Origin of the sequence: Pseudomonas sp. SM4 (genome assembly GCF_051913165.1) — a bacterium.
Classification (GTDB): domain Bacteria; phylum Pseudomonadota; class Gammaproteobacteria; order Pseudomonadales; family Pseudomonadaceae; genus Aquipseudomonas.
The window spans coordinates 1-26,341 of record NZ_JBODOE010000016.1 but is presented as its reverse complement, the minus strand read 5'-3'; the positions used below and the strand labels follow the sequence as shown (position 1 = coordinate 26,341).

General features: G+C 58.9%; 22 protein-coding genes. 11 read left to right on the top strand and 11 right to left on the bottom strand.

What is annotated here, in order from left to right:
• Positions 1 to 23: 23 nt before the first annotated feature.
• Together fadB and ACQ4MY_RS24950 are read right to left on the bottom strand one after the other, a co-directional pair.
• A complete protein-coding gene (gene fadB / locus ACQ4MY_RS24955) occupies positions 24 to 2,171 on the bottom strand; it encodes a fatty acid oxidation complex subunit alpha FadB (RefSeq protein WP_008082214.1) in 2,148 nt (715 codons plus the stop codon).
• Between the two features lie 522 nt (positions 2,172 to 2,693).
• On the bottom strand, positions 2,694 to 3,131 hold the full coding sequence (locus tag ACQ4MY_RS24950) for a hypothetical protein (protein WP_008082215.1): 438 nt from the start codon (positions 3,129 to 3,131) through the stop codon (positions 2,694 to 2,696).
• A 103-nt stretch (positions 3,132 to 3,234) separates the two neighbouring features.
• Here ACQ4MY_RS24950 and ACQ4MY_RS24945 point away from each other — a divergent pair, with 103 nt between their 5' ends.
• On the top strand, positions 3,235 to 3,672 hold the full coding sequence (locus ACQ4MY_RS24945) for a universal stress protein (protein ID WP_007910454.1): 438 nt from the start codon (positions 3,235 to 3,237) through the stop codon (positions 3,670 to 3,672).
• A gap of 141 nt (positions 3,673 to 3,813) precedes the next feature.
• On the opposite strand, the gene ACQ4MY_RS24940 is transcribed toward ACQ4MY_RS24945, so the two are convergent.
• A complete protein-coding gene (locus tag ACQ4MY_RS24940) occupies positions 3,814 to 5,736 on the bottom strand; it encodes an ATP-binding cassette domain-containing protein (protein WP_158828816.1) in 1,923 nt (640 codons plus the stop codon).
• Between the two features lie 214 nt (positions 5,737 to 5,950).
• On the opposite strand from ACQ4MY_RS24940, the gene ACQ4MY_RS24935 reads away from it, so the two are divergent.
• Positions 5,951 to 7,879, top strand: coding sequence for a transglycosylase SLT domain-containing protein (locus ACQ4MY_RS24935; RefSeq protein WP_008082225.1), 1,929 nt, complete (start codon positions 5,951 to 5,953; stop codon positions 7,877 to 7,879).
• Between the two features lie 153 nt (positions 7,880 to 8,032).
• On the opposite strand, the gene ACQ4MY_RS24930 is transcribed toward ACQ4MY_RS24935, so the two are convergent.
• Complete coding sequence (locus ACQ4MY_RS24930) at positions 8,033 to 9,817, bottom strand: ABC transporter transmembrane domain-containing protein (RefSeq protein ID WP_440096795.1); 1,785 nt, start codon at positions 9,815 to 9,817, stop codon at positions 8,033 to 8,035.
• Positions 9,818 to 10,073: 256 nt separating this feature from the next.
• On the opposite strand from ACQ4MY_RS24930, the gene ACQ4MY_RS24925 reads away from it, so the two are divergent.
• On the top strand, positions 10,074 to 10,253 hold the full coding sequence (locus ACQ4MY_RS24925) for a PA1571 family protein (RefSeq protein WP_158828810.1): 180 nt from the start codon (positions 10,074 to 10,076) through the stop codon (positions 10,251 to 10,253).
• Positions 10,254 to 10,437: 184 nt separating this feature from the next.
• Here ACQ4MY_RS24925 and pdxB read toward each other — a convergent pair whose 3' ends face one another.
• Entirely contained in the window at positions 10,438 to 11,580 is a 1,143-nt protein-coding gene (pdxB, locus tag ACQ4MY_RS24920) for a 4-phosphoerythronate dehydrogenase PdxB (RefSeq protein WP_440096794.1), read from the bottom strand.
• 211 nt (positions 11,581 to 11,791) lie between these two features.
• Between pdxB and ACQ4MY_RS24915 the strand changes: the two genes are divergently transcribed.
• Complete coding sequence (locus tag ACQ4MY_RS24915; RefSeq protein WP_008089009.1) at positions 11,792 to 13,201, top strand: MATE family efflux transporter; 1,410 nt, start codon at positions 11,792 to 11,794, stop codon at positions 13,199 to 13,201.
• A 48-nt stretch (positions 13,202 to 13,249) separates the two neighbouring features.
• Here the strand turns inward: ACQ4MY_RS24915 and tusA are convergent, their stop codons facing one another.
• The gene (gene tusA, locus ACQ4MY_RS24910; protein ID WP_008089007.1) at positions 13,250 to 13,498 is read right to left on the bottom strand and encodes a sulfurtransferase TusA; all 249 of its coding nucleotides are present in this window, start codon (positions 13,496 to 13,498) and stop codon (positions 13,250 to 13,252) included.
• Positions 13,499 to 13,663: 165 nt separating this feature from the next.
• Positions 13,664 to 14,737, bottom strand: coding sequence for a 23S rRNA (cytidine(2498)-2'-O)-methyltransferase RlmM (gene rlmM / locus ACQ4MY_RS24905; protein WP_008087427.1), 1,074 nt, complete (start codon positions 14,735 to 14,737; stop codon positions 13,664 to 13,666).
• 221 nt (positions 14,738 to 14,958) lie between these two features.
• Here rlmM and acnA point away from each other — a divergent pair, with 221 nt between their 5' ends.
• Positions 14,959 to 17,700, top strand: a complete 2,742-nt coding sequence (acnA, locus tag ACQ4MY_RS24900; RefSeq protein WP_440096792.1) for an aconitate hydratase AcnA — start codon at positions 14,959 to 14,961, stop codon at positions 17,698 to 17,700.
• Positions 17,701 to 18,039: 339 nt separating this feature from the next.
• On the opposite strand, the gene ACQ4MY_RS24895 is transcribed toward acnA, so the two are convergent.
• Both ACQ4MY_RS24895 and ACQ4MY_RS24890 read right to left on the bottom strand, forming a co-directional pair.
• Entirely contained in the window at positions 18,040 to 18,840 is an 801-nt protein-coding gene (locus ACQ4MY_RS24895) for an aminoglycoside phosphotransferase family protein (protein WP_440096863.1), read from the bottom strand.
• Between the two features lies 1 nt (position 18,841).
• A complete protein-coding gene (locus ACQ4MY_RS24890; RefSeq protein WP_008085960.1) occupies positions 18,842 to 19,330 on the bottom strand; it encodes an SRPBCC family protein in 489 nt (162 codons plus the stop codon).
• Between the two features lie 186 nt (positions 19,331 to 19,516).
• On the opposite strand from ACQ4MY_RS24890, the gene ACQ4MY_RS24885 reads away from it, so the two are divergent.
• Entirely contained in the window at positions 19,517 to 20,437 is a 921-nt protein-coding gene (locus ACQ4MY_RS24885) for an ADP-ribosylglycohydrolase family protein (RefSeq protein ID WP_440096791.1), read from the top strand.
• Positions 20,438 to 20,494: 57 nt separating this feature from the next.
• Positions 20,495 to 20,899 carry a lysozyme inhibitor LprI family protein gene (locus ACQ4MY_RS24880; RefSeq protein ID WP_440096790.1) on the top strand — a complete coding sequence of 135 codons (405 nt, stop codon included), beginning with the start codon at positions 20,495 to 20,497 and terminating at the stop codon, positions 20,897 to 20,899.
• Between the two features lie 157 nt (positions 20,900 to 21,056).
• On the opposite strand, the gene ACQ4MY_RS24875 is transcribed toward ACQ4MY_RS24880, so the two are convergent.
• Positions 21,057 to 21,506 (bottom strand): MerR family transcriptional regulator, encoded by a 450-nt coding sequence (locus tag ACQ4MY_RS24875; protein ID WP_440096789.1) that lies wholly within the window; start codon positions 21,504 to 21,506, stop codon positions 21,057 to 21,059.
• A 111-nt stretch (positions 21,507 to 21,617) separates the two neighbouring features.
• Between ACQ4MY_RS24875 and ACQ4MY_RS24870 the strand changes: the two genes are divergently transcribed.
• From ACQ4MY_RS24870 to ACQ4MY_RS24855, 4 genes are all read left to right on the top strand, one after another.
• The gene (locus tag ACQ4MY_RS24870) at positions 21,618 to 22,259 is read left to right on the top strand and encodes an NAD(P)H-dependent oxidoreductase (RefSeq protein WP_440096788.1); all 642 of its coding nucleotides are present in this window, start codon (positions 21,618 to 21,620) and stop codon (positions 22,257 to 22,259) included.
• A gap of 305 nt (positions 22,260 to 22,564) precedes the next feature.
• On the top strand, positions 22,565 to 23,170 hold the full coding sequence (locus ACQ4MY_RS24865; protein ID WP_008085950.1) for a hypothetical protein: 606 nt from the start codon (positions 22,565 to 22,567) through the stop codon (positions 23,168 to 23,170).
• Positions 23,171 to 23,179: 9 nt separating this feature from the next.
• Entirely contained in the window at positions 23,180 to 23,386 is a 207-nt protein-coding gene (locus ACQ4MY_RS24860; protein ID WP_007910409.1) for a helix-turn-helix domain-containing protein, read from the top strand.
• Between the two features lie 84 nt (positions 23,387 to 23,470).
• Positions 23,471 to 24,142 (top strand): hypothetical protein, encoded by a 672-nt coding sequence (locus ACQ4MY_RS24855; RefSeq protein ID WP_440096787.1) that lies wholly within the window; start codon positions 23,471 to 23,473, stop codon positions 24,140 to 24,142.
• A 57-nt stretch (positions 24,143 to 24,199) separates the two neighbouring features.
• Here the strand turns inward: ACQ4MY_RS24855 and mrdA are convergent, their stop codons facing one another.
• Complete coding sequence (gene mrdA / locus ACQ4MY_RS24850; protein WP_008085945.1) at positions 24,200 to 26,092, bottom strand: penicillin-binding protein 2; 1,893 nt, start codon at positions 26,090 to 26,092, stop codon at positions 24,200 to 24,202.
• Between the last annotated feature and the right edge of the window lie 249 nt (positions 26,093 to 26,341).

Genomic DNA, 26,341 nt, shown 5'->3' with positions numbered 1-26,341 from the left:
CTCTCGCTCAAAAGTTGGGACGCTTAACCGAAGAACCGTTGGCCGGTTTTGGCCATTTCACGCAGTTTCGCGGTCGGGTGGTACAGCGCGCCCAAATCAGCGTACTGGTCAGCCAGGGCAACGAACTCGGCAACACCGATCGAATCGATGTAGCGCAGTGCACCGCCACGGAATGGAGGGAAACCGATACCGTAGACCAGACCCATGTCGGCTTCAGCGGCGGTTTCAACGATGCCGTCTTCCAGGCAACGCACGGTTTCCAGGCACAGCGGGATCATCATCCAGTTGATGATGTCTTCGTCAGTGACTTCGCGCTGCTCGTAAACGATCGGCTTGAGCACTTCCAGCACCGACGGATCGGCGACTTTCTTCTGCTTGCCTTTCTTGTCGGCCTCGTAGGCGTAGAAGCCCTTGCCGTTCTTCTGACCCAGGCGCTTGGCTTCGTACAGCACGTCGATGGCCGAACGGCGGTCATCCTTCATGCGGTCCGGGAAGCCTTCAGCCATCACGTCACGACCGTGGTGACCGGTGTCGATACCGACCACGTCCATCAGGTACGCCGGGCCCATCGGCCAGCCGAATTTTTCCATGACCTTGTCGATACGGACAAAGTCCACACCGGCGCTGACCAGCTTGGCGAAACCGCCGAAGTAAGGGAACAGAACGCGGTTGACCAGGAAGCCTGGGCAGTCGTTGACGACGATCGGGTTCTTGCCCATTTTCTTGGCGTAGGCAACGGTGGTGGCAACGGCCAGCTCACTCGACTTCTCGCCACGGATCACTTCCACCAGCGGCATCATGTGCACCGGGTTGAAGAAGTGCATGCCGACGAAGTTTTCCGGACGCTTGAGGGCTTTTGCCAACAGGCTGATGGAAATGGTCGAGGTGTTGGACGCGAGGATGGTGTCCTCTTTGACCTGACCTTCGACTTCGGCCAACACAGCTTGCTTGACCTTCGGGTTTTCAACGACCGCTTCGACCACCAGATCGACGTGACCGAAGTCGCCGTAGGACAGGGTCGGACGAATGGCGTTGAGCACTTCGGCCATTTTCGCAGCGGTCATGCGACCTTTATCAACTCGGCCAACCAGCAGTTTGGCGGCTTCGGCCAGACCCTGCTCGATACCGTGCTCGTTGATGTCCTTCATCAGGATCGGCGTACCTTTGGAGGCCGACTGATAAGCGATACCGCCACCCATGATGCCGGCGCCGAGTACGGCAGCCTGCTTCACGTCTTTGGCGATTTCGTCGTAGGCCTTGGCCTTTTTCTTCAGCTCCTGATCGTTCAGGAACAGACCGATCAAGCTCTGCGCGGCAGAGGTCTTGGCCAGTTTGACGAAACCGGCGGCTTCGACTTCCAGCGCCTTGTCGCGACCGAAGTTCGCGGCTTTCTGGATGGTCTTGATCGCTTCAACCGGCGCCGGGTAGTTCGGGCCGGCCTGACCGGCAACGAAACCTTTCGCGGTTTCGAAAGCCATCATTTGTTCAATGGCGTTCAGTTTGAGCTTATCCAGCTTCGGCTGACGCTTGGCCTTGTAATCGAACTCGCCGGAGATGGCGCGTTTGATCAGCTCAAGTGCCGCTTCCTGCAGTTTTTCTGGTGCAACCACAGCGTCGACGGCACTGACTTTCAGCGCGTCTTCAGGACGGTTTTCCTTGCCGGAGGCAATCCACTCGATGGCGTTGTCGGCACCGATCAGGCGCGGCAGACGCACGGTGCCGCCGAAGCCTGGGTAGATGCCCAGTTTGACTTCCGGCAGACCGATCTTGGCCTTGGTGGACATGACGCGATAGTCAGCCGCCAGGCACATTTCCAGACCGCCGCCCAGGGCGATGCCATTGATGGCCGCTACGGTCGGAACGTTGAGGTCTTCGAAATCGCTGAAGATCTTGTTGGCTTCGAGATTGCCAGCAACCAGCTCGGCATCCGGCAGCTTGAAGTTGTCGACAAATTCGGTGATGTCGGCGCCGACGATAAACACGTCCTTGCCACTGCTGACGATCACGCCCTTGATCGAAGCATCTGCCTTGATGGTGTCTACGGCCTGACGCAGTTCGTTCAGGGTTAGACGGTTGAACTTGTTGACGGACTCACCCTTGAGGTCGAATTTCAATTCGACGATGCCACTTTCAAGAGCTTTAACCGTGATGGCTTTACCTTCGTAAATCATCAACTGATCTCCACGATATGGAAGCTGAACAGTACACGTCGGACGCAGGCGAATGGCTCGGCAGGACGCTTTTTCGTCGATGCTAACGCCAATCCACCCGGCACACCCGCCAACGCGATAGTCGGGATTCTGTAGGAGCGGTCAGTAAGACAAACGCTCAATTCATACGCCCGTTTGATTTGGGTACGTCACCTTCACGGAATTTCCGACAATTGTCAATCGCCCAAAATGCGGGTTGAAATGCGACTTTGCGGTCATTTCCGTACCACGAAGACCAGCAACACGCGTCTGCATGTGAAGCCATTCATAGAATCAATAGTTAGAAAATTCGCCCTAATTCGCGCCGAGCCCTGTTTAACGGGCTACGCTGGATGGACTACAGAGAAATGCACTTAATGCACCCGGCACATCAGCAAAGAATTACCGGCCTGCCTGGCCAACCCCGCCCGATGAATCATGTCGGGCTTTTTATTGCGCGTCTGCCGGACGTTCCCCACCGTTGCAGTGGGAAAAGTCCGCGCGTCACGCCAGCGCTTTCAGCGTGGCGTCGATATCTTGCAATACCGTGGCTTCGCCCTTTTCGCCCCAATACAAGGCAATCATCTGCGCATCCGCCTCAATTTTGAAAACGTTGCCCGGCAACTTTTCGAAATGATTGAGCAGCGCGCGGTCTTCGCAGACCTCCTGCCATTGATTGACCCACACACCCGGCGATTTCTGCCAGTAAGTCCAGCACGCGGGTTGCTTGCCACGGCGCGGCCGATGGTATTGCGCACACGGGCTCGGTGGCTCTTGCGACAGCCAGTGCGGCCATTCCTGAGGCGCCAGTTGCATGGCCAGGCCAATGCGCCGCGCCTCCATGCGCAGGGCAATACGGCCGCTTTGCGCGCGCGATGGGCGCAACCATGCCAGCGGACTTAAAACCACCAACAGGATTGACACCACCAACCAGACCGTCATATCTCTACTCCCCATTCTTGGTGAGCGCATTGTGTCACTTTGGAACCAATGCGCTTGAAACCAGCCATACTTAACAATATTGAAACCTCAGGAGGAGCACCTCATGCCCTACCACCACATCCTGGTCGCTGTAGATTTGACTGAAGAGTGCGACCCTGTGATTCACCGCGCCCGCGAGCTTTCCGTGAGCAATGGCGCCAAGCTGTCGCTGGTGCATATCGTCGAGCCAATGGCCATGGCGTTTGGCGGCGACGTGCCGATGGATCTGTCACAACTGCAACAACAGCAGTTCGATCAGGCCAAGGAGCGCCTGGAGCGCCTGAAGCTCAAGTATTCCGAACTCGAAGGCGCCAATTGCCACCTGACCTACGGCCAGCCACGCCAGGAAATCCATCATTTCGCCAAGGAACAAGCGTGCGATCTGATCGTGGTCGGCAGCCATGGTCGTCATGGTCTGGCGCTGTTGCTCGGCTCCACTGCGAATGACGTGCTGCACGGCGCGCCTTGCGATGTCCTTGCCGTGCACCTGGTCAAACGCTAACCCTTGTGTAGGAGCTGCCGAAGGCTGCGATCTTTTGACGTTGGTTTTAAAAACAAGATCAAACCATCGCAGCCTTCGGCAGCTCCTACAAAAAGCCCGGCCTCACGCAAATGAGGCCGGGCTTTTTTATTGCCGGATCAATCAGGCATCGAGCTCAGCCCAACGCTCCATCAAAGCATCCAGCTCAGCCTGCAACTGCTCAAGCGAGGCAATGACCTTGGCAGTCTCAGCCGCAGGACGCTGATAGAACCCGGCGTCAGCCATTTCAGCTTCCACGGCAGCGATCTGCTGTTCCTTGGCGTCGATGTCGCCCGGCAACGCTTCCAGCTCGCGCTGCAGCTTGTAGCTCAGCTTCTTTTTGGCCGCCGGGGCGGCAACGGCAGGTTCAGCCACCGCAGCCGGCTCAGCGGTCACTACAGCCGAATTCAGGTCAGCTTTACCGGATTTGCTTTCAGTCACGCCCAGCAGACGCGGCGAGCCGCCCTGACGGATCCAGTCCTGATAGCCGCCGACGTATTCACGCACTTTGCCTTCACCTTCGAACACCAGTGTGCTGGTGACCACGTTGTCGAGGAATGCCCGGTCGTGGCTGACCATCAGCACGGTGCCGTTGAAGGTCAGCAGCACTTCTTCGAGCAGCTCCAGCGTTTCCACGTCGAGGTCGTTGGTTGGTTCGTCGAGGACCAGCAGGTTAGCCGGTTTGCTGAACAGTTTGGCCAGCAACAGACGCGCACGCTCACCACCCGACAGCGCCTTGACCGGCGTGCGGGCACGCTGCGGGCTGAACAGGAAGTCGCCGAGGTAACTCAACACGTGACGGCTCTGACCATCGATATCGATGAAGTCGCGACCCTCAGCGACGTTGTCGATAACGGTTTTTTCCAGATCCAGCTGGTGGCGCAACTGGTCGAAGTAGGCCACGTCGATCCGCGTGCCCTCTTCCACTTTGCCACTGGTCGGTTGCAGACCGCTGAGCATCAGTTTCAGCAGGGTGGTCTTGCCGGTACCGTTGGCGCCAAGCAGACCAATACGGTCGCCGCGCGTCAGCACCATCGAGAAATCCTTGATCAGGAACGGGCCGCCCGGGTGAGCGAAACTCACGTTCTCGAGCACCATCACCTGCTTGCCGGACTTGTCGGCAGTGTCCAGCTGAATGTTGGCCTTGCCGGTGCGCTCACGACGCTCACTACGCTCGACACGCAAGGCTTTCAGGGCGCGGACGCGGCCTTCGTTACGGGTGCGGCGCGCCTTGATGCCCTGGCGGATCCAGACTTCTTCCTGGGCCAGTTTCTTGTCGAACAGCGCGTTGGCGGTTTCTTCAGCGGCCAGCGCGGCTTCTTTGTGCACGAGGAAACTGGCGTAGTCACCGTTCCAGTCAATCAGGCCGCCGCGATCCAGCTCGAGGATGCGCGTGGCGAGGTTTTGCAGGAAAGAACGGTCGTGCGTGATGAACAGCACAGCGCCCTGGAAATCTTTCAGCGCTTCTTCGAGCCAGGCAATCGCACCGATGTCCAGGTGGTTGGTCGGTTCGTCGAGCAGCAGCAGATCCGGCTCGGACACCAGCGCCTGCGCCAGCAACACGCGACGACGCCAGCCGCCGGACAACTGGGCGAGGGTCTTGTCGGCCGGCAGTTGCAGGCGGCTCAAGGTGCTGTCGACCAAAGTCTGCAAACGCCAGCCATCACGGGCTTCGAGGTCTTGCTGAACGTGCATCAGCTTGTTCAGGTCTTCTTCAGTGACGCAGTTCTGTGCAAGGTGATGGTATTCGGCGAGCAACGCGCCCACGCCATCAAGGCCTTCAGCGACCACGTCGAACACTGTCCGATCGTCGGCCACTGGCAATTCTTGCGGCAATTCGCCGATTTTCAGACCGGGTGCACGCCACACCGAGCCGTCATCAGGCTTCTGGTCGCCCTTGACCAGTTTCATCATGCTGGACTTGCCAGTGCCGTTGCGGCCGATGATGCACACCCGCTCACCACGGGCGATCTGCCAGGATACCTTGTCCAACAACGGCATAGCGCCGAACGCAAGGGACACATCGCTGAATTTGAGCAGGGTCATGAGCTTCTCCAAAAACCGGGCGCGCATTCTACCTGAGTTAGGGCTTCAACAGGCCGGCAATTTGTCTGTCGAAGCACTCTGCACAACATTTGTTGCGAACTTGTGCTGTGAGGCCGGCAAAGCTTTCGCCGCTTGCTGGCAAAAGGCTAAGCTACAGACAATTCAGTGCTGATTCGTGTCGGCACTTGTCATGATTTCTCTGCCCGGATGTCTCATGCGCAGTCGCCTTTTCAGTGTTTTGTCCTGTTTGCTACTTTCCGCCGCTGCCGTTCAATCCGCCCAGGCGGTGGACCTGTCCACCCAACGCCAGTATTACGATGAAGCCAAGCGCGCCCTGGCCAAGGGTGATACCGGCCCGTATTTCCGTTACAGCCAGGCGCTGGCCGATTACCCGCTGGAACCGTATCTGGCTTACGACGAATTGACCGCGCGCCTGAAAAGCGCAAGCAACGAGGAAATCGAAAAATTCCTCGCCGAGCACGGTGACCTGCCCCAGGCCAACTGGATGAAGCTGCGCTGGTTGCGCTGGCTGGCCGACCGTGGCGATTGGGCGACTTTCGTCAAGTATTACGACCCGAAACTCAACTTCACCGAACTGGACTGCCTGAATGCGCAGTACCAGATCACCCACAACAAGAAAGCCGAGGGCTATGCCAACGCCGACAAGCTCTGGCTGACCGGTAAATCGCAGCCCGCCGCGTGTGACGCGCTGTTCGGCATTTGGGCCGCTGACGGCCAACTGACTGAACAGAAACGCTGGGAGCGCACCAAACTCGCCGCCCAGGCGCGCAACTATCCGCTGGCCAACAGCCTCGTTAACGGCCTGACCACCCTCGCCCCGCGCGGTCGTTTGCTGGTCGATGTCGCACAGAAACCCGAGTTGCTCAACCAGCCGTCGCGCTTCACCCCGGCCGATGAGCCAATGTCTGACGTGGTCAGCCTCGGCCTGCGCCGCCTCGCCCGTCAGGATCCGGACAAGGCCATGGCCCTGCTCGACGGTTATGCCAGCAGCATGCATTTCTCCCGTGATGAGAAAGTTGCGATCGCCCGTGAAATCGGCCTGACCTTGGCCCGGCGTTTCGACAGCCGCGCGCTGGACGTGATGACCAAATACGACCCGGAGCTGCGTGACAACACCGTCTCCGAATGGCGTTTGCGCCTGCTGTTGCGTCTGGCGCGTTGGGACGATGCCTATCAACTGACCAAACGTCTGCCGCAGGATCTGGCCACCACCAACCGCTGGCGCTACTGGCAGGCACGCAGCCTGGAACTGGCGCAACCGCAGAACCCGGAAGCGCAGAACCTGTACAAAAATCTGGCGCGCGAACGTGATTTCTACGGCTTCCTCGCTGCCGACCGCTCGCAATCGCCGTACTCGTTGAACAACAAGCCACTGGTGCTCAGCCAGGCGCTGATCAACAAAGTGCGCAACACCCCTGGCGTTCGCCGCGCGCTGGAATTCCATGCCCGTGGGCAGATCGTTGACGGTCGCCGTGAGTGGTACCACGTCAGCCGTCACTTCAACCGCGACGAAATGGTTGCCCAGGCGAAACTGGCTTATGACCTGAAGTGGTACTTCCCGGCGATTCGCACCATCAGCCAGGCGCAATACTGGGACGATCTGGACATTCGTTTCCCGATGGCCCACCGCGACACCCTCGTGCGTGAAGCCAAGGTTCGCGGCCTGCATTCGAGCTGGGTGTTTGCCATTACCCGTCAGGAAAGCGCGTTCATGGACGACGCCCGTTCCGGCGTCGGCGCCAGCGGCCTGATGCAGCTGATGCCCGCCACTGCCAAGGAAACCGCGCGCAAATTCAGCATCCCGCTGGCCTCGCCGCAGCAGGTGCTCGATCCGGACAAGAACATCCAGCTCGGCGCCGCCTACCTGAGCCAGGTTCACAGCCAGTTCAACGGCAACCGCGTCCTCGCCTCCGCCGCCTACAACGCCGGCCCGGGTCGAGTGCGTCAATGGCTGCGTGGCGCTGACCACCTGAGTTTCGACGTCTGGGTGGAAAGCATCCCGTTCGACGAAACCCGCCAGTACGTGCAGAACGTACTGTCGTACTCGGTGATCTACGGCCAGAAACTCAACTCACCACAGCCGCTGGTGGATTGGCACGAACGCTACTTCGATGATCAATGACCTGTAGGAGCTGCCGCAGGCTGCGATCTTTTGATCCTGCTTAAAAAAATGCCCGCATTTTCATGCGGGCATTTTTAATTCAAAAGTTCGCAGCCTGCGGCAGCTCCTACAGGTGCCTATAGACTGATCATCCGCCGATGCAAGCAATGCCCATCAGAGTTGATCAGCCGTGACTTTTCCATCATTGAACTGCAACGCCGCCAACCGCGCGTACAGCGGATTGCTGGCAATCAGTTCCTTATGGGTGCCGATAGCGACAAGTTGTCCCTGATCCATCACCGCGATCCGGTCGGCGTTTTTCACGGTAGCCAGGCGATGGGCGATGACCAGCGTGGTGCGGTTCTGCATCAGGCTCGGCAGGGCTTCCTGAATCAGGTGTTCGCTCTGAGCATCGAGGGCGCTGGTGGCCTCGTCCAGCAGCAGGATCGGTGCGTCGACGAGCAACGCGCGGGCAATCGCCAGGCGTTGGCGCTGGCCACCCGAAAGGCCCAGCCCGCCGTCGCCCAGATGGGTCTGGTAACCATTGGGCATCTTTTCGATGAAGTCGTGGGCGTGAGCAATTTTTGCAGCGTCCTTGACCTGCTCCAGGGTCGCTCCGGGATTGCCGTAACGAATATTCTCTTCAACGCTGCCGAAAAACAGCGCCGGCGACTGAGACACCAACGCAAAGTGGCGGCGCAGATCCAGCGGGTCGAGACGGGTCAGCGGCACGCCATCGATGAGGATCTGCCCTTCCAGCGGGTCGTAAAAACGCAACAGCAGGTCGTACACCGTGGACTTGCCAGCACCGGACGGCCCTACCAATGCCAGTGTCTCACCGGCCCGGATCGTCAGATTCAAACCGTTGACCGCGTAACTTTCCGGACGCGACGGGTAGGAAAACCGTACATCCTGCAACTGCAGTTCACCCGTGACCCGCTCCGGCAAGGTTACCAGCCCCGCAGCAGGTGGCTGGATGATGTTTTGCGAACCGAGCAACTCTGCAATCCGTTCGGCTGCGCCCGCCGCGCGCTGCAGTTCGCCAATCACTTCACTCAGGGTGCCGATCGCACTGCCGACGATCAGGCTGTAAAAGACAAACGCGGCGAGTTCGCCACCGGTGATTCGCCCGGCAATCACGTCCATGCCGCCGACCCACAACATCACCGCCACCGCGCCCAGCACCAGCACGATGACCATGGTGATCATCCACGAGCGCTGGAAGATGCGTTTGCGCGCCGTGTCGAAAGCCTCCTCGACCGTAGACGCAAAACGCCGCTCGTCCTGCACCTGATGGTTGTAGGCCTGTACGGTTTTGATCTGGCCAAGGGTTTCGGACACATAGCTGCCGATATCGGCGACCCGGTCCTGGCTCAACCGCGACAGGTTGCGTACGCGGCGGCCGAAAATCAGGATCGGTGCAACCACGAACGGCAAGGCAATCACCACGATGCTGGTGAGTTTTGCATTGGTGACGAACAGCAGGATGACGCCGCCGATGACCATCAGCAGGTTGCGCAAGAACATCGACAGCGACGAACCGATCACCGATTGCAACAGTGTCGTGTCGGCTGTCAGCCGTGACTGAATCTCCGAACTGCGGTTGTTCTCGTAAAAGCCGGGGTGCAGATAAACCAGATGGTTGAACACCTCGCGGCGAATATCGGCCACGCAACGTTCGCCGATCCATGACACCCAGTAAAACCGCGCGAACGTGCCCACCGCCAGGCCCAGCACCATCAACATGAAGATGCCAATGCTCTGGTTGAGCTGATGCGGCGACTGGGTCATGAAGCCCCGATCGACCAGCAGTTTGATGCCCTGCCCCATCGACAACGTGACGGCAGCGGTGACGATCAACGCCAGCAGCGCACCAATGACTTGCCAGCGGTAAGGGGCCAGAAATCGACTGGTCAGGCGCAGGGCGCGACGGTGCCGTGAGGAAAACTTCGGGGTCATTCAGGTACACATCCGTGTTGATGAAAGGGCTAGCCTAAACCTTCTATGGGGTGGAACTCTGTAAATCACAATGAGTCAGGTTAAATATGCCCCCAAAGACTAGGCCATAGTTGTTATCGGTCTAAGGTCTCGGTTGAGACCAGCGGTCATTTCTGTTTGAGTGGAGATGCCGCTGTCGACAGACCGCAGGGAGTTGTCACAGCCCGGTCACGTGGCGGTTTTAACCTGAGTACACAACCTGATGAGGAGACAGGCCATGTCCTTGCAACACAGCAGCGATGACAAGATTGAAGTGATCCGCACCAAACCCGGCCAGACTCTGGGTTGCTCGATTATTGATGAACAGGGCCGCGAAGTACCGATCACTGAAGACATGATCCAGGACGCTTGCCGCGAACTGGACAAGCGATTGGTCAAGCCTGCCGAACAAGAGTGATATAGCCACCGTCTTCCTGACCCGGCCCTTTTTGGCCGGGTTTTTTCTGTCTGAACACTTGAGCTTTGCGTTGGAGCGATCGCTGGCAAGCCAGCTCCCACAGGATTTTCGTCGTGCTCAAAGTCCGAGTACACCCGCGAAACCTGTGGGAGCTGGCTTGCCAGCGATGAAGCCACCTCGGTCTTTAAACAGCCACCGCGCCGAGTGCCGCCACAATCTGCTGCAACGCCGGTGATTCGCCTTCGATGCGCACCTTCAGCCCCTCGATCTCGCGCCGCACCGGATACTGCTTGCGCAACACATCAAACGCCGCACGCTGCTCAGTCACATTGCCCACAAGGCTGCGGCGGAAATCCGCATCATCGCGGCGCGGGTCGTACACGCCACGGCACAACATCGCCAACGCCCAGGCCGGATCGCTCTCGCCGTGCAGGGAAACTTCCGACAACCACGGTGCTGGCAGCAAGTCACTGAGCTGGATGCTCGCGGGCTGACCGATAAATTCACAGTACGCCTGATAGATCTGCGCCGTGCCGCGCTGTTTGCCATCGAGGCTGTAACCGGCGATGTGCGGCGTAGCCAATACGCAGAGCTCTGCCAGCGCGACGTCGACTTCAGGTTCGGCTTCCCAGACATCGAGCACCGCTTGCAGGTCTTCACGCTCCAGCAGGACATTGCGCAGCGCAGCGTTATCGACCACCGGGCCACGCGCGGCGTTGATCAGCCAGGTGCCGGGCTTGAGTTGCTGCAAACGCTGCTGATCGAACAAATGCCAGGTCGCGCCATCACCGCTGCGGGTCAACGGCGTGTGCAGACTGATCACGTCGCACTGCTCGATGATCTGTTCGAGGCTGACGAAATCGCTGCCCTCGGCAGCCTGACGCGGCGGATCGCAGACCTTGACGTTCCAGCCCAGACCTTGCAGAACCTTGATCAGCCGACCGCCGACCTCGCCGGCACCGACAATGCCGTAGGTGCGTTGAGTCAGATCGACGCCCTCGATTTCGGCGAGCGTCATCAGGCTGCCCAGCACGTAATCGACCACGCCACGGGCGTTGCAGCCGGGGGCACTCGACCAGGTGATGCCGGCTTCATTAAAGTAATCGAGGTCCAGATGATCGGTACCGATGGTGCAGGTGCCGACGAATCGGACCTTGCTGCCCGCAAGCAGCGCCCGGTTGACCTGGGTCACCGAACGCACAAGCAGCACGTCGGCCTGCTCGACCGTCGCACGGTCGATGGAACGGCCCGGCACTCGGCGGATCTCGCCGAAACCGGCAAAAAAAGCGTCGAGCAGCGGAATATTTTCGTCGGCAACAATCAGCATAGGGGGCTCCTTGGGCGAATCGGCAGTCTAACTGTAGGAGCTGCCGCAGGCTGCGATCTTTTGATCCTGATCTTAAAAACAAGATCAAAAGATCGCAGCCTGCGGCAGCTCCTACCGATTACAAATGCGCAACAGAGGATTTTTCCTGACCAAGCCGTCAGCGGCGTAGAATGCGCCGCCCTGCGCATCAATCTCTGTGGACGCTTTGCCTGTGAATTCCGTAACTGACCAACCCCTCGCCGCCTCCCTCACCCGCCCCGCGCGGATTCGTCTGGAGTTCAAGAACCTGCTCGCCCTGGCGCTGCCGATCATCATCGCGCAGCTGGCGACCACGGCCATGGGCTTCGTCGATGCGGTGATGGCCGGGCGCGTCGGGCCGAAAGATCTGGCGGCCGTGGCGCTGGGCAACTCGATCTGGGTACCGGTGTTCCTGTTGATGACCGGCACCCTGCTGGCAACCACGCCGAAAGTTGCCCAGCGCTTCGGCGCCGGCACCCACAGTGAAATCGGCCCGATCGTGCGTCAGGCATTGTGGCTGGCGCTGGTGGTCGGCTTGATTGCTACCGCGATGCTGGTCGCCGCCGAGCCGGTACTGCACCTGATGAAGGTCGATCCGGAGCTGATCGGCCCGTGCATGCAGTACTTGCACGGCATCGCCAGCGGCTTGCCGGCGGTGGCGTTCTATCACGTGCTGCGCTGCACCAGTGACGGCATCGGCCGTACCCGCCCGGCGATGGTGCTGGGCCTGTGCGGTCTGGCGCTGAACATCCCGCTGAACTACGTGTTCATTTATGGCCACTTCGGCGTACCGGCCATGGGCGGCGTTGGCTGTGGCTGGGCAACGGCGATTGTGATGTGGGTGATGGCGCTGGGTCTGGCTGGTTATGAGCGCTGGGCCCCGGCGTATCGCTCGAGCGAAATTTTCAGTCGTTTCGACTGGCCGCAATGGGCGGTGATCAAGCGCCTGCTGTCGATCGGTCTGCCGATCGGCATCGCGGTGTTTGCCGAATCGAGTATTTTCGCGGTGATCGCCCTGCTGATCGGTAGCTTGGGCGCCACTGTCGTGGCCGGGCATCAGATTGCGCTGAACGTCAGCTCGCTGGTGTTCATGATTCCGTATTCGCTGGGCATGGCGGTTACTGTGCGTGTCGGTCAGGCTCTGGGCCGTGAAGAACCGCGTGAAGCGCGCTTTGCGGCCGGCGTCGGCATGGGCACTGCGCTGGCTTACGCCTGCCTGTCGGCGAGCATGATGCTGTTACTGCGTGAGCCGATTGCGGCGATCTACACCGCTGACCCGACGGTGATTCACATTGCGGCGATGCTGATTGTGTACTCGGCGCTGTTTCAGTTTTCCGACGCGATTCAGGTCACTGCCGCCGGCGCGCTGCGCGGTTATCAGGACACTCGGGTGACGATGATTCTGACGCTGTTCGCCTATTGGGGCATTGGTCTGCCGGTGGGTTACGCCCTCGGTCTGACCGACTGGCTCGGCGAGCCACGCGGCCCGAGCGGCTTGTGGCAGGGTTTGATTGTCGGCCTGAGCTGTGCGGCGCTGATGCTGTCGATCCGCCTGACGCGCAGCGCGCGCAAGCGTATTCGGATAAGCCGTTCGGCTGGCTGATCGCCCATAAAAAAAGACCTGCAAATGCAGGTCTTTTTTTGCCCTGACTCAGGACTTTTTGCGAATCCAGTACAGATAAGTCCCGGCCTCTTCGTGCTGGCCCACCAGTTCGTGGTCGAGAAACACACAGAACTTGGGAATGTCGCGACGGGTCGACGGGTCGGTGGCGATCACCTTGAGCAGGCCGCCGGGCACCAGGTCACGGATGTGCTGGTGCAGCATCATCACCGGCTCCGGGCAATTGAGGCCGGTGGCATCGAGCGTGCCGTCGACCGGGGTATCGATCATTTCACTCATGATTCACTCCTGAAACTGGCCGGCATTGTCGCGCATTGCCGGGGCGTTACACCACACTCCCCTGTAGGAGCTGCCGCAGGCTGCGATCTTTTGATCTTGATCTTTGAGAAAGACAACATCAAAAGATCGCAGCCTGCGGCAGCTCCTACAGGGTATTGCGGTGTTTTAGCGGGATTTTGTTTTTTTGATGTCGTGTCGGCGCAGGTGGCAGGTCACTTCCTCGCGGTCGTGATAGAGCTGTTTGCAGCCGATATCGACTTTGATCCCGCGCGCCTTGAAGCCATCGGCAATGCGTTCAAGCAAGCGCTTCACTTCGGCATAGCGCTGCTTCATCGGCAACTTCAGGTTGACCACTGCCTCGCGGCAATGCCCCTCACCAATCCACTCTTCGAGCATCGCCGCGTTGCGTGCCGGCTTCTCGACAATGTCGCAGACCATCCAGTCCACCGGTTGCTTGGGCTTGAAGGTAAAACCGTCCGCCATCAAGTGCTGCACCAGACCGGTGTCCATCAGGCTTTCCGCCATCGGGCCGTTGTCGATCGCGGTCACCAGCATGCCGCGATTGACCAGTTGCCAGGTCCAGCCGCCCGGTGCGGCGCCAAGGTCAACGCCGGTCATGTCGCTGTGCAGGCGGTCTTCCCACTGATCGCGCGGGATGAAGTGGTGCCACGCCTCTTCCAGCTTCAAGGTCGAGCGGCTCGGTGCTTCGCGCGGAAACTTCAGGCGCGGAATGCCCATTGGCCACATCGCCGAGTTACCCGCGTCAGCCATACCGAGAAACACTTCACGACCACTTTTGAACGTCAGCAGCAGACGCGGCTTGCTGGCGTCATCGACCAGTTTGCCGGCGCCGGTGAGCGCCTTGCGCAGCGGGCCTTCGAATTTCTTGCAGAAGTTCGACAGTTCCTTGCCGTCATTGGTGTCGACGACTTCCAGCCACAGGCTGCCGCACACCGGGAACTCGGCCATGTGCGCGAGGATCACGCTGATGCGGTCGGTTTCCGGCAGATCAATGAAGACGCCGCGCGCCCATTGGCGCGGGAAGATCAGTTCGGCAAAACGCTGACCGCGCATCAGACGCTCGGCGCCGTCTTCTTCGGTGCAGACAAACTCGGCGCAGGCGGTGGCCGCTTTGGCCTTGGCGTAGCCAGCCACGTTGAGTTGGGCGGCGAGGTCGGAAATCTCCGAACAGACTTCGCCTTCGAAACCTGGCCGGCAATGCATGAATAGGGTGTTCATTCTTACTCCTGGGCAGCGGGCGATCATTCGGCCCCTGCGCGATGCTCAAGCCTTGCGTTGCAGCAAAGCCTGTCACGAAAACCGGCGCATGATAGCCGATGTCGGAACCTTGGTTCCGCTCATAGAGTCCAGTTATTAGCCAGCTACCTAAAACAGGGCTAGGTTTAAAGCTCTATTCGTCCCCCGATCCGTAGCCGTGCGGATTCAAAGGAGTGATCGTAATGCCGTCCCTCGATAGTCTGAAGACCCTTAAAACACTGCAAATCGACGACAAGACCTACCATTATTTCAGCCTGCCGGATGCCGCCAAAAGCCTGGGCGACCTCGACACGCTGCCGATGTCGCTGAAAGTTCTGCTGGAAAACCTGCTGCGCTGGGAAGATGAAAAAACCGTCACCGGCGCCGACCTCAAGGCGATTGCCGCCTGGCTCAAGGAGCGTCGCTCCGATCGGGAAATCCAGTACCGTCCGGCCCGCGTATTGATGCAAGACTTTACCGGGGTGCCCGCCGTGGTCGACCTTGCCGCCATGCGCGCGGCGATGGCCAAGGCCGGCGGCGACCCGCAGCGGATCAACCCGCTGTCACCGGTGGATCTGGTGATCGACCACTCGGTAATGGTCGACAAGTTTGCCTCGCCCAGCGCTTTCGAGCAGAACGTCGACATCGAAATGCAGCGCAACGGCGAACGTTATGCCTTCCTGCGCTGGGGCCAGAGCGCCTTCGACAACTTCAGTGTCGTGCCGCCGGGCACCGGCATTTGCCATCAGGTCAACCTTGAATACCTCGGCCGCACCGTGTGGACCAAGGATGAAGACGGCCGCACCTACGCCTTCCCCGACACATTGGTCGGCACCGACTCCCACACCACCATGATCAACGGCCTCGGCGTGCTCGGCTGGGGTGTCGGCGGGATCGAGGCGGAAGCGGCGATGCTCGGGCAACCGGTGTCGATGCTGATTCCGGAAGTGATCGGTTTCAAACTCACCGGCAAACTCAAGGAAGGCATCACCGCCACCGATCTGGTGCTGACGGTCACGCAGATGCTGCGCAAGAAAGGCGTGGTGGGCAAATTCGTCGAGTTCTACGGTGACGGCCTCGCCGATCTGCCACTGGCTGATCGCGCAACTATCGCCAACATGGCCCCGGAATACGGCGCGACGTGCGGTTTCTTCCCGGTCGACGACGTGACGCTGGAATACCTGCGCCTGTCGGGTCGGCCGCCAGAAACGGTGAAACTGGTCGAGGCCTACACCAAGGCCCAAGGCCTGTGGCGCCTGCCCGGTCAGGAACCGGTGTTTACCGACAGCCTGGCGCTGGACATGGGCAGCGTCGAAGCAAGCCTGGCCGGGCCAAAACGCCCGCAGGATCGCGTGTCGCTGCCGAACGTGCCGCAAGCCTTCAGCGACTTCATCGACCTGCAATTCAAACCCACCAGCAAAGAAGAAGGACGCCTGGAAAGTGAGGGCGGTGGCGGCGTCGCCGTGGGTAATGCCGATCTGGTCGGCGAAACCGAATATGAATACGAAGGCCACACCTATCGCCTGAAAAACGGCGCCGTGGTTATCGCCGCCATCACCTCCTGCACCAACACCTCCAACCCGAGCGTGATGATGGCGGCCGGTCTGTTGGCGAAAAAAGCCGTGGAGAAAGGCCTGACGCGCAAGCCGTGGGTGAAGAGTTCACTGGCGCCGGGCTCGAAAGTGGTGACCGACTACTACAAGGCTGCGGGATTGACGCAATACCTCGACCAACTCGGTTTTTCATTGGTCGGTTATGGCTGCACCACCTGTATCGGCAACTCCGGGCCGCTGCCCGAGCCGATCGAAAAAGCCATTCAGAAAGCCGACCTCACCGTCGCCTCGGTGCTGTCCGGCAACCGCAACTTTGAAGGCCGCGTGCATCCACTGGTGAAAACCAACTGGCTGGCCTCACCGCCGCTGGTGGTCGCGTATGCCTTGGCTGGCAGCGTACGCAGCGACATCAGCAGTGAACCGCTGGGCGAGGACAAGCAAGGCAATCCGGTGTATCTGCGCGATATCTGGCCATCGAGTAAAGAGATCGCCGATGCGGTGAATCAGGTCAGCACGGCGATGTTCCACAAGGAATACGCCGAGGTGTTTGCCGGCGATGAACAGTGGCAGGCGATCGAGGTGCCGCAAGCGGCGACTTATGTGTGGCAGGACGACTCCACTTACATTCAGCATCCACCGTTTTTCGACGATATTTCCGGGCCGTTGCCACAAATCAAGGATGTCAAAGGCGCGCGGGTTCTGGCCTTGCTCGGCGATTCGGTGACCACTGACCACATCTCCCCCGCCGGCAACATCAAGGCTGACAGCCCGGCCGGGCGTTACTTACGCGAAAAAGGCGTGGAACCACGGGACTTCAACTCTTACGGCTCACGGCGCGGCAACCACGAAGTGATGATGCGCGGCACGTTCGCCAACATCCGTATTCGTAACGAAATGCTCGGCGGCGAGGAAGGTGGCAACACGATTTACATGCCGACCGGCGAAAAACTGGCGATCTACGACGCGGCCATGAAATATCAGCAATCGGGCACGCCGCTGGTGGTGGTTGCCGGGCAGGAATACGGCACCGGTTCCAGCCGTGACTGGGCGGCCAAGGGCACCAATTTGCTGGGCGTGAAAGCGGTGATCGCCGAGAGTTTTGAGCGGATTCACCGTTCCAACCTGGTGGGGATGGGCGTGTTGCCGCTGCAGTTCAAGCTCGATCAGAACCGCAAGAGCCTCAACCTGACCGGCAAGGAGACTTTCGAGATTCAGGGTTTGACCGGAGTCGAGCTGACCCCACGGATGAACTTGCCGCTGGTGATCACCCGTGAGGATGGGCGTCAGGAGAAAATCGAAGTGCTGTGCCGGATCGACACCTTGAACGAGGTGGAATACTTCAAGTCGGGCGGGATCTTGCATTACGTCCTGCGCCAGCTGATCGCCTCATAACACATTAACCCTGTAGGAGCTGCCGCAGGCTGCGGTCTTTTGATCCCGATCTTAAAAACAAGATCAAAAGATCGCAGCCTGCGGCAGCTCCTACAGCTGGGTGTACTTTTCTCTGGGCGAAAAAAAACCCGCCGAAGCGGGTTTTTCCCAAGACCATTATCGACTCCCTGTCGGCAGCGATCCTTGCATATGGTCGATCATCCGTGATCCTGAAACACTCCCTGTGTCTCAGTTGATGGGTGTAGATTACGTGTCGGATCCAATCAGCAATAGTCGACATAGCTACCATCGCGTGTAAGACATTCGCCATAGAAGACCTTCCGAAAACCCCTAGGCCTGTCAGGCATCCAGCATGGACGCCGCGATCTGCGCGACTTTCAGCTGCCCCGAGGCCTGTTCCAGGGCGTCATCCTCCAGAAACCACGCTGCAGACAAACCGGCGAACGCCAGCACCCATTGCAGCAGTCTTCGGCGATCGAGCCCGGCGGCTTCGCTGATCACTTCGAGTTGACGGCGAAAACGCTGGGGATCAGTGGCCGTCGACAGGTCCGGATTGCAGATCAGGTTGGCGTAATCAAAACCGCGCTCGCCCCTGACCCGTTTCGGGTCGATGGCCAGCCAGCCGCACGCGCCGAAATCCAGTACGTTGTCGTGGTGCATATCACCGTGCAGTACCACCACATCCTGCGGGTTGGCGAGCAAGTGTTCAGCGGTTTGCAGGCTCAGTGCATAGAGGCCGCCATGCTGCGCCGCCGCGCTGCGCAGCGAGGCAAACCAGGAGCTCAACTCAACCAGCGGCGGAGGCGGTGTTTCACGCGGTGCATGCAAGCGCGCCAGCGCTGCACACAAAATCCGGCTGGCCTCGTCGTCCTCGCCATTCAGCGCCATGTGCATCAGCGAACGCCGCCCCATGGCGCGCGCCATCAGCAAGCCATGCTCGTGATGCGCCAGCACCTGTGCGGCACCGTCGCCGTTCCACCAGGCCATCAACCGGTTGCCGTGCTGCTCGTCGATATCCATCGCCACTTTGAGCATCGCTGGGGTATCCCCCTGGCGTACCGGCAGCAGATGGCTGCCCGGCGTGACGATGGGTGCGCCGTCCGGCAGCAGTGACCAGCGTTTCAGCCAGGGTTCGAAAATATCAGCCACCGTCACGCTCACGGGCCTTGGCGCTCTCGGCGAGAAACTGTTCGAGCCGGTTCAGTTGCTCCTCCCAGCCTCGGCTGTCCATAAAATAAGCCTCTTTCTGGCGAACATCGGGGATATGCGCGAAGCCTGACTCGGACACCTTGAGCAGTGTGCCGTCTTCGTAATCCTGTAATTCGAACTTGACCAGCGTGGTCGGCTCCTGGGAATAGTCGATCTTCGGATTGACCGCATACGGATGCCAGCGAAACGAAAACAACTGCTGCGGCTCGACCCGCTCGATCAGCACATTCCACAGCACGTGTTCATAACCGGGATAGGTGACCTGCCCTTGCGTCCATTCGCCAGCAATGAATCGCCTGCCCTCCAGCGCCACGCCGAACCACTGGCCAAACGCCTCGGCATCGACCAATGCACGCCAGACATGCGAGCGCGGTGCCTTGAGCGTTATTTTGCGTTCGAAACTATTGGGTACTGGTTTCATACGTCACCTCCTGTTTTGAACACTAGGCCTGTATGACCACATGTCCAATGTGAAGTTGTATCAAACCGGTGCAAAAGAGAAACATCCGGCTGCATTTGCGCGCCGCTGAATGAATGGATTCAGCCCCCGTTCAAGCAGCGAAACTGTTACCTTTTCCAGCGAAATCGAACCAGACAAGGACGACCCATGCTGCCCTCCCTCGCCGAACGTTATCGCGGCGCCCTGCTTGGCCTGGCCTGCGGTGACGCGGTCGGCACTACAGTAGAGTTCAAGCCGCGGGGATCATTCCAACCGTTGACCGATATGGTCGGTGGCGGCCCGTTCCACCTCAAGCCAGGGCAATGGACCGATGACACCTCCATGGCGCTGTGCCTGGCGGAAAGCCTGCTGAGCAAAAACGGCTTCAATGCCGTCGATCAGATGGGCCGTTACCTCAACTGGTGGCAGTGGGGTTATCTGAGTTCGACCGGTGAGTGTTTCGACATCGGCATGACCGTCAGTCAGGCGCTCGCGCATTACCAGCAAACCGCAGAGCCCTTCGCCGGCTCGACCGACCCCTACAGCGCCGGCAACGGTTCGCTGATGCGCCTGGTGCCGGTGGTCTTGTTCTACTTTCCCGACGCCCGGCAGATCCGCCAGTTCGCCGCCGACAGTTCGCGGACCACCCACGCCGCCCCTGAGGCCATCGAGTGCTGCCAATTGCTGGCCGGGCTGATCGCCAGAGCGCTTGAAGGCGCAACCAAGGCAGAGTTGCGCCAACTGCCCTCTGCGAACTTCTCACAACCCAAAGTTGCCGCCATTGCTCGCGGTGATTACCTCGGCAAGCCCGAAGCGGACATCAAAGGCAGCGGTTACAGCGTGCAGTCGCTGGAAGCGGCGCTGTGGTGCTTTCAGCAGACCGACAGTTTCGCCGCCGCAATCCTCTTGGCCGCCAATCTGGGCGATGACGCCGACACCACCGCCGCAATCACCGGTCAACTGGCCGGCGCTTATTACGGCGTCCGTGGTATCCCCGAACACTGGCTGGACAGGTTGCATGACGGCGCCGAAATTGCGGCGACTGCAGATCGTCTGCTTGATGCCTCCAGAATGCGCGTCCCTGAATAGCGGCGACTGATTCGCTACACTGCCTGGCACTTCCTTTCGACATAGAGAGAATCCCCCATGTCCCCACGTTCGCTCCTGGCCCTGTCGCCACTGCTGTTCATGCCTTTCGCCCACGCTGCCGTCGACTGCGCCAACGCCAGCGATCAGGCGACGATGAACCAGTGCGCCGGGCAAGACTTCAAAGCAGCGGACAAGGAATTGAACACGCTGTATCAGCAGATCACCGGGCGCTTGAAGGACAACCCGGACGGCAAGAAGCTGCTGGTCAGTGCGCAGCGGGCGTGGCTCGGGTTTCGTGATGCCGAGTGCAAGTTTTCATCGTCAACGGTGACGGGCGGGAGTGTGTATCCGTGGGTTTACAGCAGTTGCCTGACCGGAGTGACCAAGGTGCGGGCTGAGGCGTTGAAGCGGTATTTGAAGTGCGAGGAAGGCGACATGAGTTGCCCGGTGCCTGGAGTCTGATTTTCGGCGGTTTTGCAGGATTCTTCGCGAGCAAGCTCGCTCCCGCATTGGAACGCATTGCAAATATGGGAGCGATGGCAGCCACTGTAGAGCGCTTGGAGTTCCGACAGGTGGAGCGAGTTAACATTATCGCCAGCAACCAAGCCTCGCTGTCCGCTCAGTTACGTTCACCCCCCTGCAATGCGTTGCGCGTGATCATGTTTTGCACAGGCCGATACGACTCGGTCCTGGGCACACTCGCGCACACGACAGGAGCACCACTGCGCAAACTTTCTTCAAGCACATGCCGTAGCCGCAACAAACCCTCCCGTTGCATCGTGAGGCTGGCCTCGATCTGGCGTATCTCATCCATACGGATATCGATTTGCTCGATGGTCAGCGATTTGGAACAACTTCCGTCCTCCAAAAACAGGCCGCGAATGGTGTCGAGAGAAAACCCCAGCCGCTGGGCATCGCGCACCAGAATCAATCGCGCGACAGCCGCCTCGCCATAGTGTCGATATCCATTGGCGTCACGGGTAGAAGACTCCAGTAAACCCTGTTCCTCGTAATAGCGTATCGCCGAAGCGGCCACACCTGTGCGCTTGGACACTTCTCCAATCTTCATAAAAACTGCTTGACCTTCAAGTTGGCTTTAATCGTTAGCATAAGCCCAGGCTCAGCACGACAGCCAGTCGTTATTGACCCACCTGAACATCTTTCACCTTTACGGAATTTGATGATGAGCACACTGACAGACCTGCTGAAATGGCGCTACGCAACGAAGAAATTCGATCCTTCCAGGACCGTGCCGGAAGAAAAAATCGAACGCATTCTGGAAGCGGTGCGGTTAACGCCGACATCAAGTGGACTGCAGCCCTTTGAGTTGCTCGTGGTGACCAATGCAGAGATTCGCGAAAAGATCAAAGCCGTCAGCTGGAATCAGCAGCAAGTTACCGACTGCTCTCATTTGCTGGTGTTTGCCGCGTGGGACGACATCACCGCAGAGCGGGTCAACATGATGTTTGACCTGACCAACGAAGTACGCGGGACCGTTAATGAGGGCTGGGAAAATTACCGTCAAATGCTCTTGGGCATTGTCGCTGGGCGTGGCAAAGAGGCTAATTATCAGGCGGCTGCTCGGCAAGCTTATATCGGTTTGGGCTCGGCGTTGATCGCCGCCGCGTTTGAAGAAGTCGATGCCACACCGATGGAAGGTTTCGACCCGGCAGCCATCGATGAAATCCTCGGACTCGCGGCTCGCCACTTGCGCAGTGTGGTGATTCTGCCGCTAGGGCATAGAGCCACTGAGGGAGATTGGTTGGTCAACCTGAAAAAGGTTCGTCGTTCGCGGGAACACTTCATTACCGAGATCAAGTAAGCCCGGTAAGAGCGGGGGAATGAAGCATGCCTGTGGCAGGTACCCCGCTCTAATCAATCCCTGAACCTGTCATCGATATCAGCGGCCACCGAATGGGTCGCGTCCCTCCCCTGTTCTCGACTTGCTTCGAGCTCGATGCCCTATCGACATTGAAATCCTCCCAAATCAATTGAACTGAGGTTCATTCTATAGCCCTGCGTCCGATGCCAGCGGCCCCCTTCACAAAACAAGAACAATTTATTATTGCCATTCGATAATTTAACATCGAGAATTAGTCATTCCCAATGACACCGCAAGGATTTTTCATGAGTACTCGTAACAACGGATTGGCACTGCAGCGCATGCATTGGGTCGGACTACTGGCAGCTATTCTTGTCTGGGTTTTGGGGGTGACCGAGGTCGGTGGCAACGCTTCGATCTGGTTCTTCAAGACGGATGAAATGCTCGCAGCTCTGCTCTACGCTTTCGCTGAAAATTCACCGCAATTGCTTGACCCGTTTGTCGAAGGTGCGCTGCTTGCCCCCGACACATGGCTCTCGCCACTGGTCACCGCGCTGCTCGTCATTCTGGATTTCCTCCCCGTCCTGCTTTCGACCTACGTGCTCTGGCTGACAGGGTTGTTTTTCCTGCGCTTGTCCCGCGGCGAAACCTGGACCGAGCGCAATATCAAGGTGCTATGGCGAGTGGGGATTCTGTGCATCATTTCTCCGGCCGCCTACCCACTGGTAGAGACCTTGCAAGGTTTGACTCTGTCTATTGATCTGCCGCCCGGAGAGCGCATTTTTCAATTCTCGATCGGCCTGTCTTCCACTTCTGCCTACGAGATTGTCAAAGGCGTATTGCTCTGTTTGTTTTCAATTATCATGCGCGATGCAAAAGTACTCAGCGATGAGCAAAGCCAATACATATAGAACAATACAATGACCATTATCGTCCGCCTTGACGTTGTCATGGCCACGCAAAAAATTCGCTCGAAAGAGTTGGCCAGCCTGCTGGGCATCACCGAGGCCAACCTGTCATTACTGAAGAATGGCAAGGTCAAGGGCGTGAAAATGGCCACCTTGGACAAGCTGTGCGCAGCACTCGATTGCCAGCCAGGCGATTTGCTGGAGTACCAGAAAGACTGAGCCTTGCCCATCCGCGCAAATTAATTGTCGCCAGTCCCCACCGTTTAACTCTTATTCAATCCTTGGTTGTAAGGCGACTTTGTCATGACCCGGTTTTTATTCTGCACGCTGTTTTTACTGACAGCGTTGATCAGCGGCTGCGCCACACAAATGGACGTGGCGCTAAATGCCACACCTGATCCGGACTATCACTTCGATCGAAAAGCGACTGTGCTGGTGACTTCTGCGGGCGGCAGTGACGAAAACGCACTTAATGCCCGCTACTACCTACGGGACATGGTTAGTGCGCTAAAAGACAGGGGCTATCAAGAGGTTTATACCGATACCAGTCTGCCGAAGAACCACGCGCCAATAAAAATGACCGTCAGCCTCGATGTCAGCAGCCGACAGGTGACTTACCGTTATACCGCCACCGAGTATGGGCAAGTGCCGACCAGCACCTCTACTGTGTGCAAGACCGGCAAGAAAAAAGATGACCGGCTGACGTGTACGAGTAAACCGAACACGACCTATGGCCCGATAGGTACCTCGGAACGAACCGGCTACACCACCCTCAGCACCTTCATTGCCACAGCCCGGGATGAGACCAGCAAGCGCGCCGTCTACCTGCTGCGCGCCTCGTCCTATAACGTTGACTGCCAGTCCACCAAGGTCGAAGACTTTCTGGTGGAGCAAGGCTTGCAGAATCTGAACTTCGAGGACCGTGTGCAGCGCAACTACACCGTCACGATGCCCGAAGGTTACCGCTGCAAGTAGGCTTTGCAGGGCGACCCACAGCCTCGGCGCAACCAGCAGAGCCGAGGCTGTAAACCGTTAGACGTGCGGGTCACCCGGCGCTTTGGTCGGCGCTGCGTATTGCGGCTTGAGATGGCCGTCCTGATCGAGTAGCCAGGCGTCCATGATCTGCCGCACCACCGGACCTGCCACACGACCACCGGCCTCGCCGTTTTCGATCATCACCGAAATCGCGATCTTCGGATGCTCGGCCGGGGCGAAACCGACGAACAAGGCGTTGTCGCGGTGGCGCTCGAGGGTTTTCTCGCGGTTGTAACGCTCGCCCTGCTTGATCGCCACCACCTGCGCCGTACCGCTCTTGCCGGCGATGCGGTACTGCGCGCCCGCCGCTGCCGCCCGGGCAATGCCGCGTGCGTCGTGCATCACCATCTGCATGCCGTGATTGACCTGCTCCCAGTCACGCGGATCCTTGAGCAGGATGTTCGGCATTGGATGCTCGTCGACCGGGGCGACGCCGTCGACAGTCTTGGCCAGGTGCGGACGGTTCCATACACCCTTGTTGGCGATCAGCGCGGTGGCCTGGGCCAGTTGCAGTGGCGTGACCTGCATGTAGCCCTGGCCGATGCCGAGGATGACGGTTTCGCCCGGGAACCATGCCTGGCGGCGGGTGGCGCGTTTCCATGCCTGCGACGGCATCAGGCCCGCCGACTCTTCGAACATGTCCAGCGAGACTTTCTCGCCGAGCCCGAACATCGCCATGTAGTCGTGTAGGCGATCGATGCCGAGTTTGTGGGCCAAGTCGTAGAAGTAGGTGTCGTTGGAACGCATGATGGCCGCGTCCATGTCCACCCAGCCGTCGCCGCTGTGGTTCCAGTTACGGTATTTGTGATCGAAGTCCGGGAGTTGGTAGTAACCCGGATCGAAGACGCGGGTCTGCGGGGTGACGACACCCGCATCGAGGCCGGCAATCGCCACTTCCGGCTTGATCGTCGAGCCCGGCGCATAAAGACCACGCAGTACGCGGTTGAACAGCGGCCTGTCGATGGAGTCACGCAGCGCCGAGTACTCCTTGGAGCTGATGCCGGTCACGAACAGGTTCGGGTCGAAGCTGGGGTTGCTGACCATGGCCAGTACTTCGCCGGTGGAGGGGTCGAGCGCTACTACCGAGCCACGACGGTCACCCAGGGCCGCCTCGGCGGCTTCTTGCAGTTTGACGTCGAGACTCAGAACAATGTTTTGCCCTGGCACCGGATCGGTGTGCTTGAGCACGCGCAAGACGCGGCCCTGAGCGTTGGTCTCGACCTCTTCGTATCCGACATGGCCGTGTAACTGCGCTTCATAGAAACGCTCGATACCGGTTTTGCCGATGGATTGCGTGCCGCGGTATTCCACCGAATCGAGGGTCTTGGATTCCTTTTCGTTGATCCGGCCGACATAACCGATCGAATGGGCGAAATGGGCGCCAAGCGGATAGTGACGGACAAACTGCGGTTCGACATCGAGGCCCGGCAAGCGGAACTCGTTGACCGCCAATACGGCGATCTGCTCTTCCGTCAGTTCATAAAACAACGTCACCGGCGTGAACGGATGACGGGATTGCTTCATGGCCTTGTCGAACACCGAACGATCTTCAGCAGGCAGGTGCAGCAGATTGATGACCTCGTCCAGCTCCTGATTGACGTCGGTCGCACGCTCGCGGGTGATGGTCAGGTTGTAACTGGGACGGTTATCAGCGAGCAATACGCCGTTACGGTCGTAGATCAGGCCGCGTGTCGGCGTAATCGGCAGGACGTGGACGCGGTTGTTTTCAGAGATGGTGGAGTGGTAGTCGAATTCGACCACTTGCAGGATGTACAGGCGCACAACCAGCGCGCAGCTGATGGCGAAGACGAACAAGGCGCAGGCGATCAATCGTTTGTTGACCAGGCGCGTCTCTTTTTCGTGATCCTTGATCGGGATAGGTTCAGGCATTTCTACAGCAACTCTTTGACATAAATGAATGCCGATCCGTGGGCATGACATCAGTCCGTTAAAAAACGAGCTGCACCATACCAAAAACTGCCCGGTCACTTCAGAACGATTTTCCCCAATGGCAATGCTTGCGACGGCTGGGGTAGTTCGGTGGTCGCTGAAACTTTTCTTACGGGCAAAACAAAACCCCAACTGCTTTCGCAATTGGGGTTTCGGAATTTAATCTTGACGATGACCTACTCTCACATG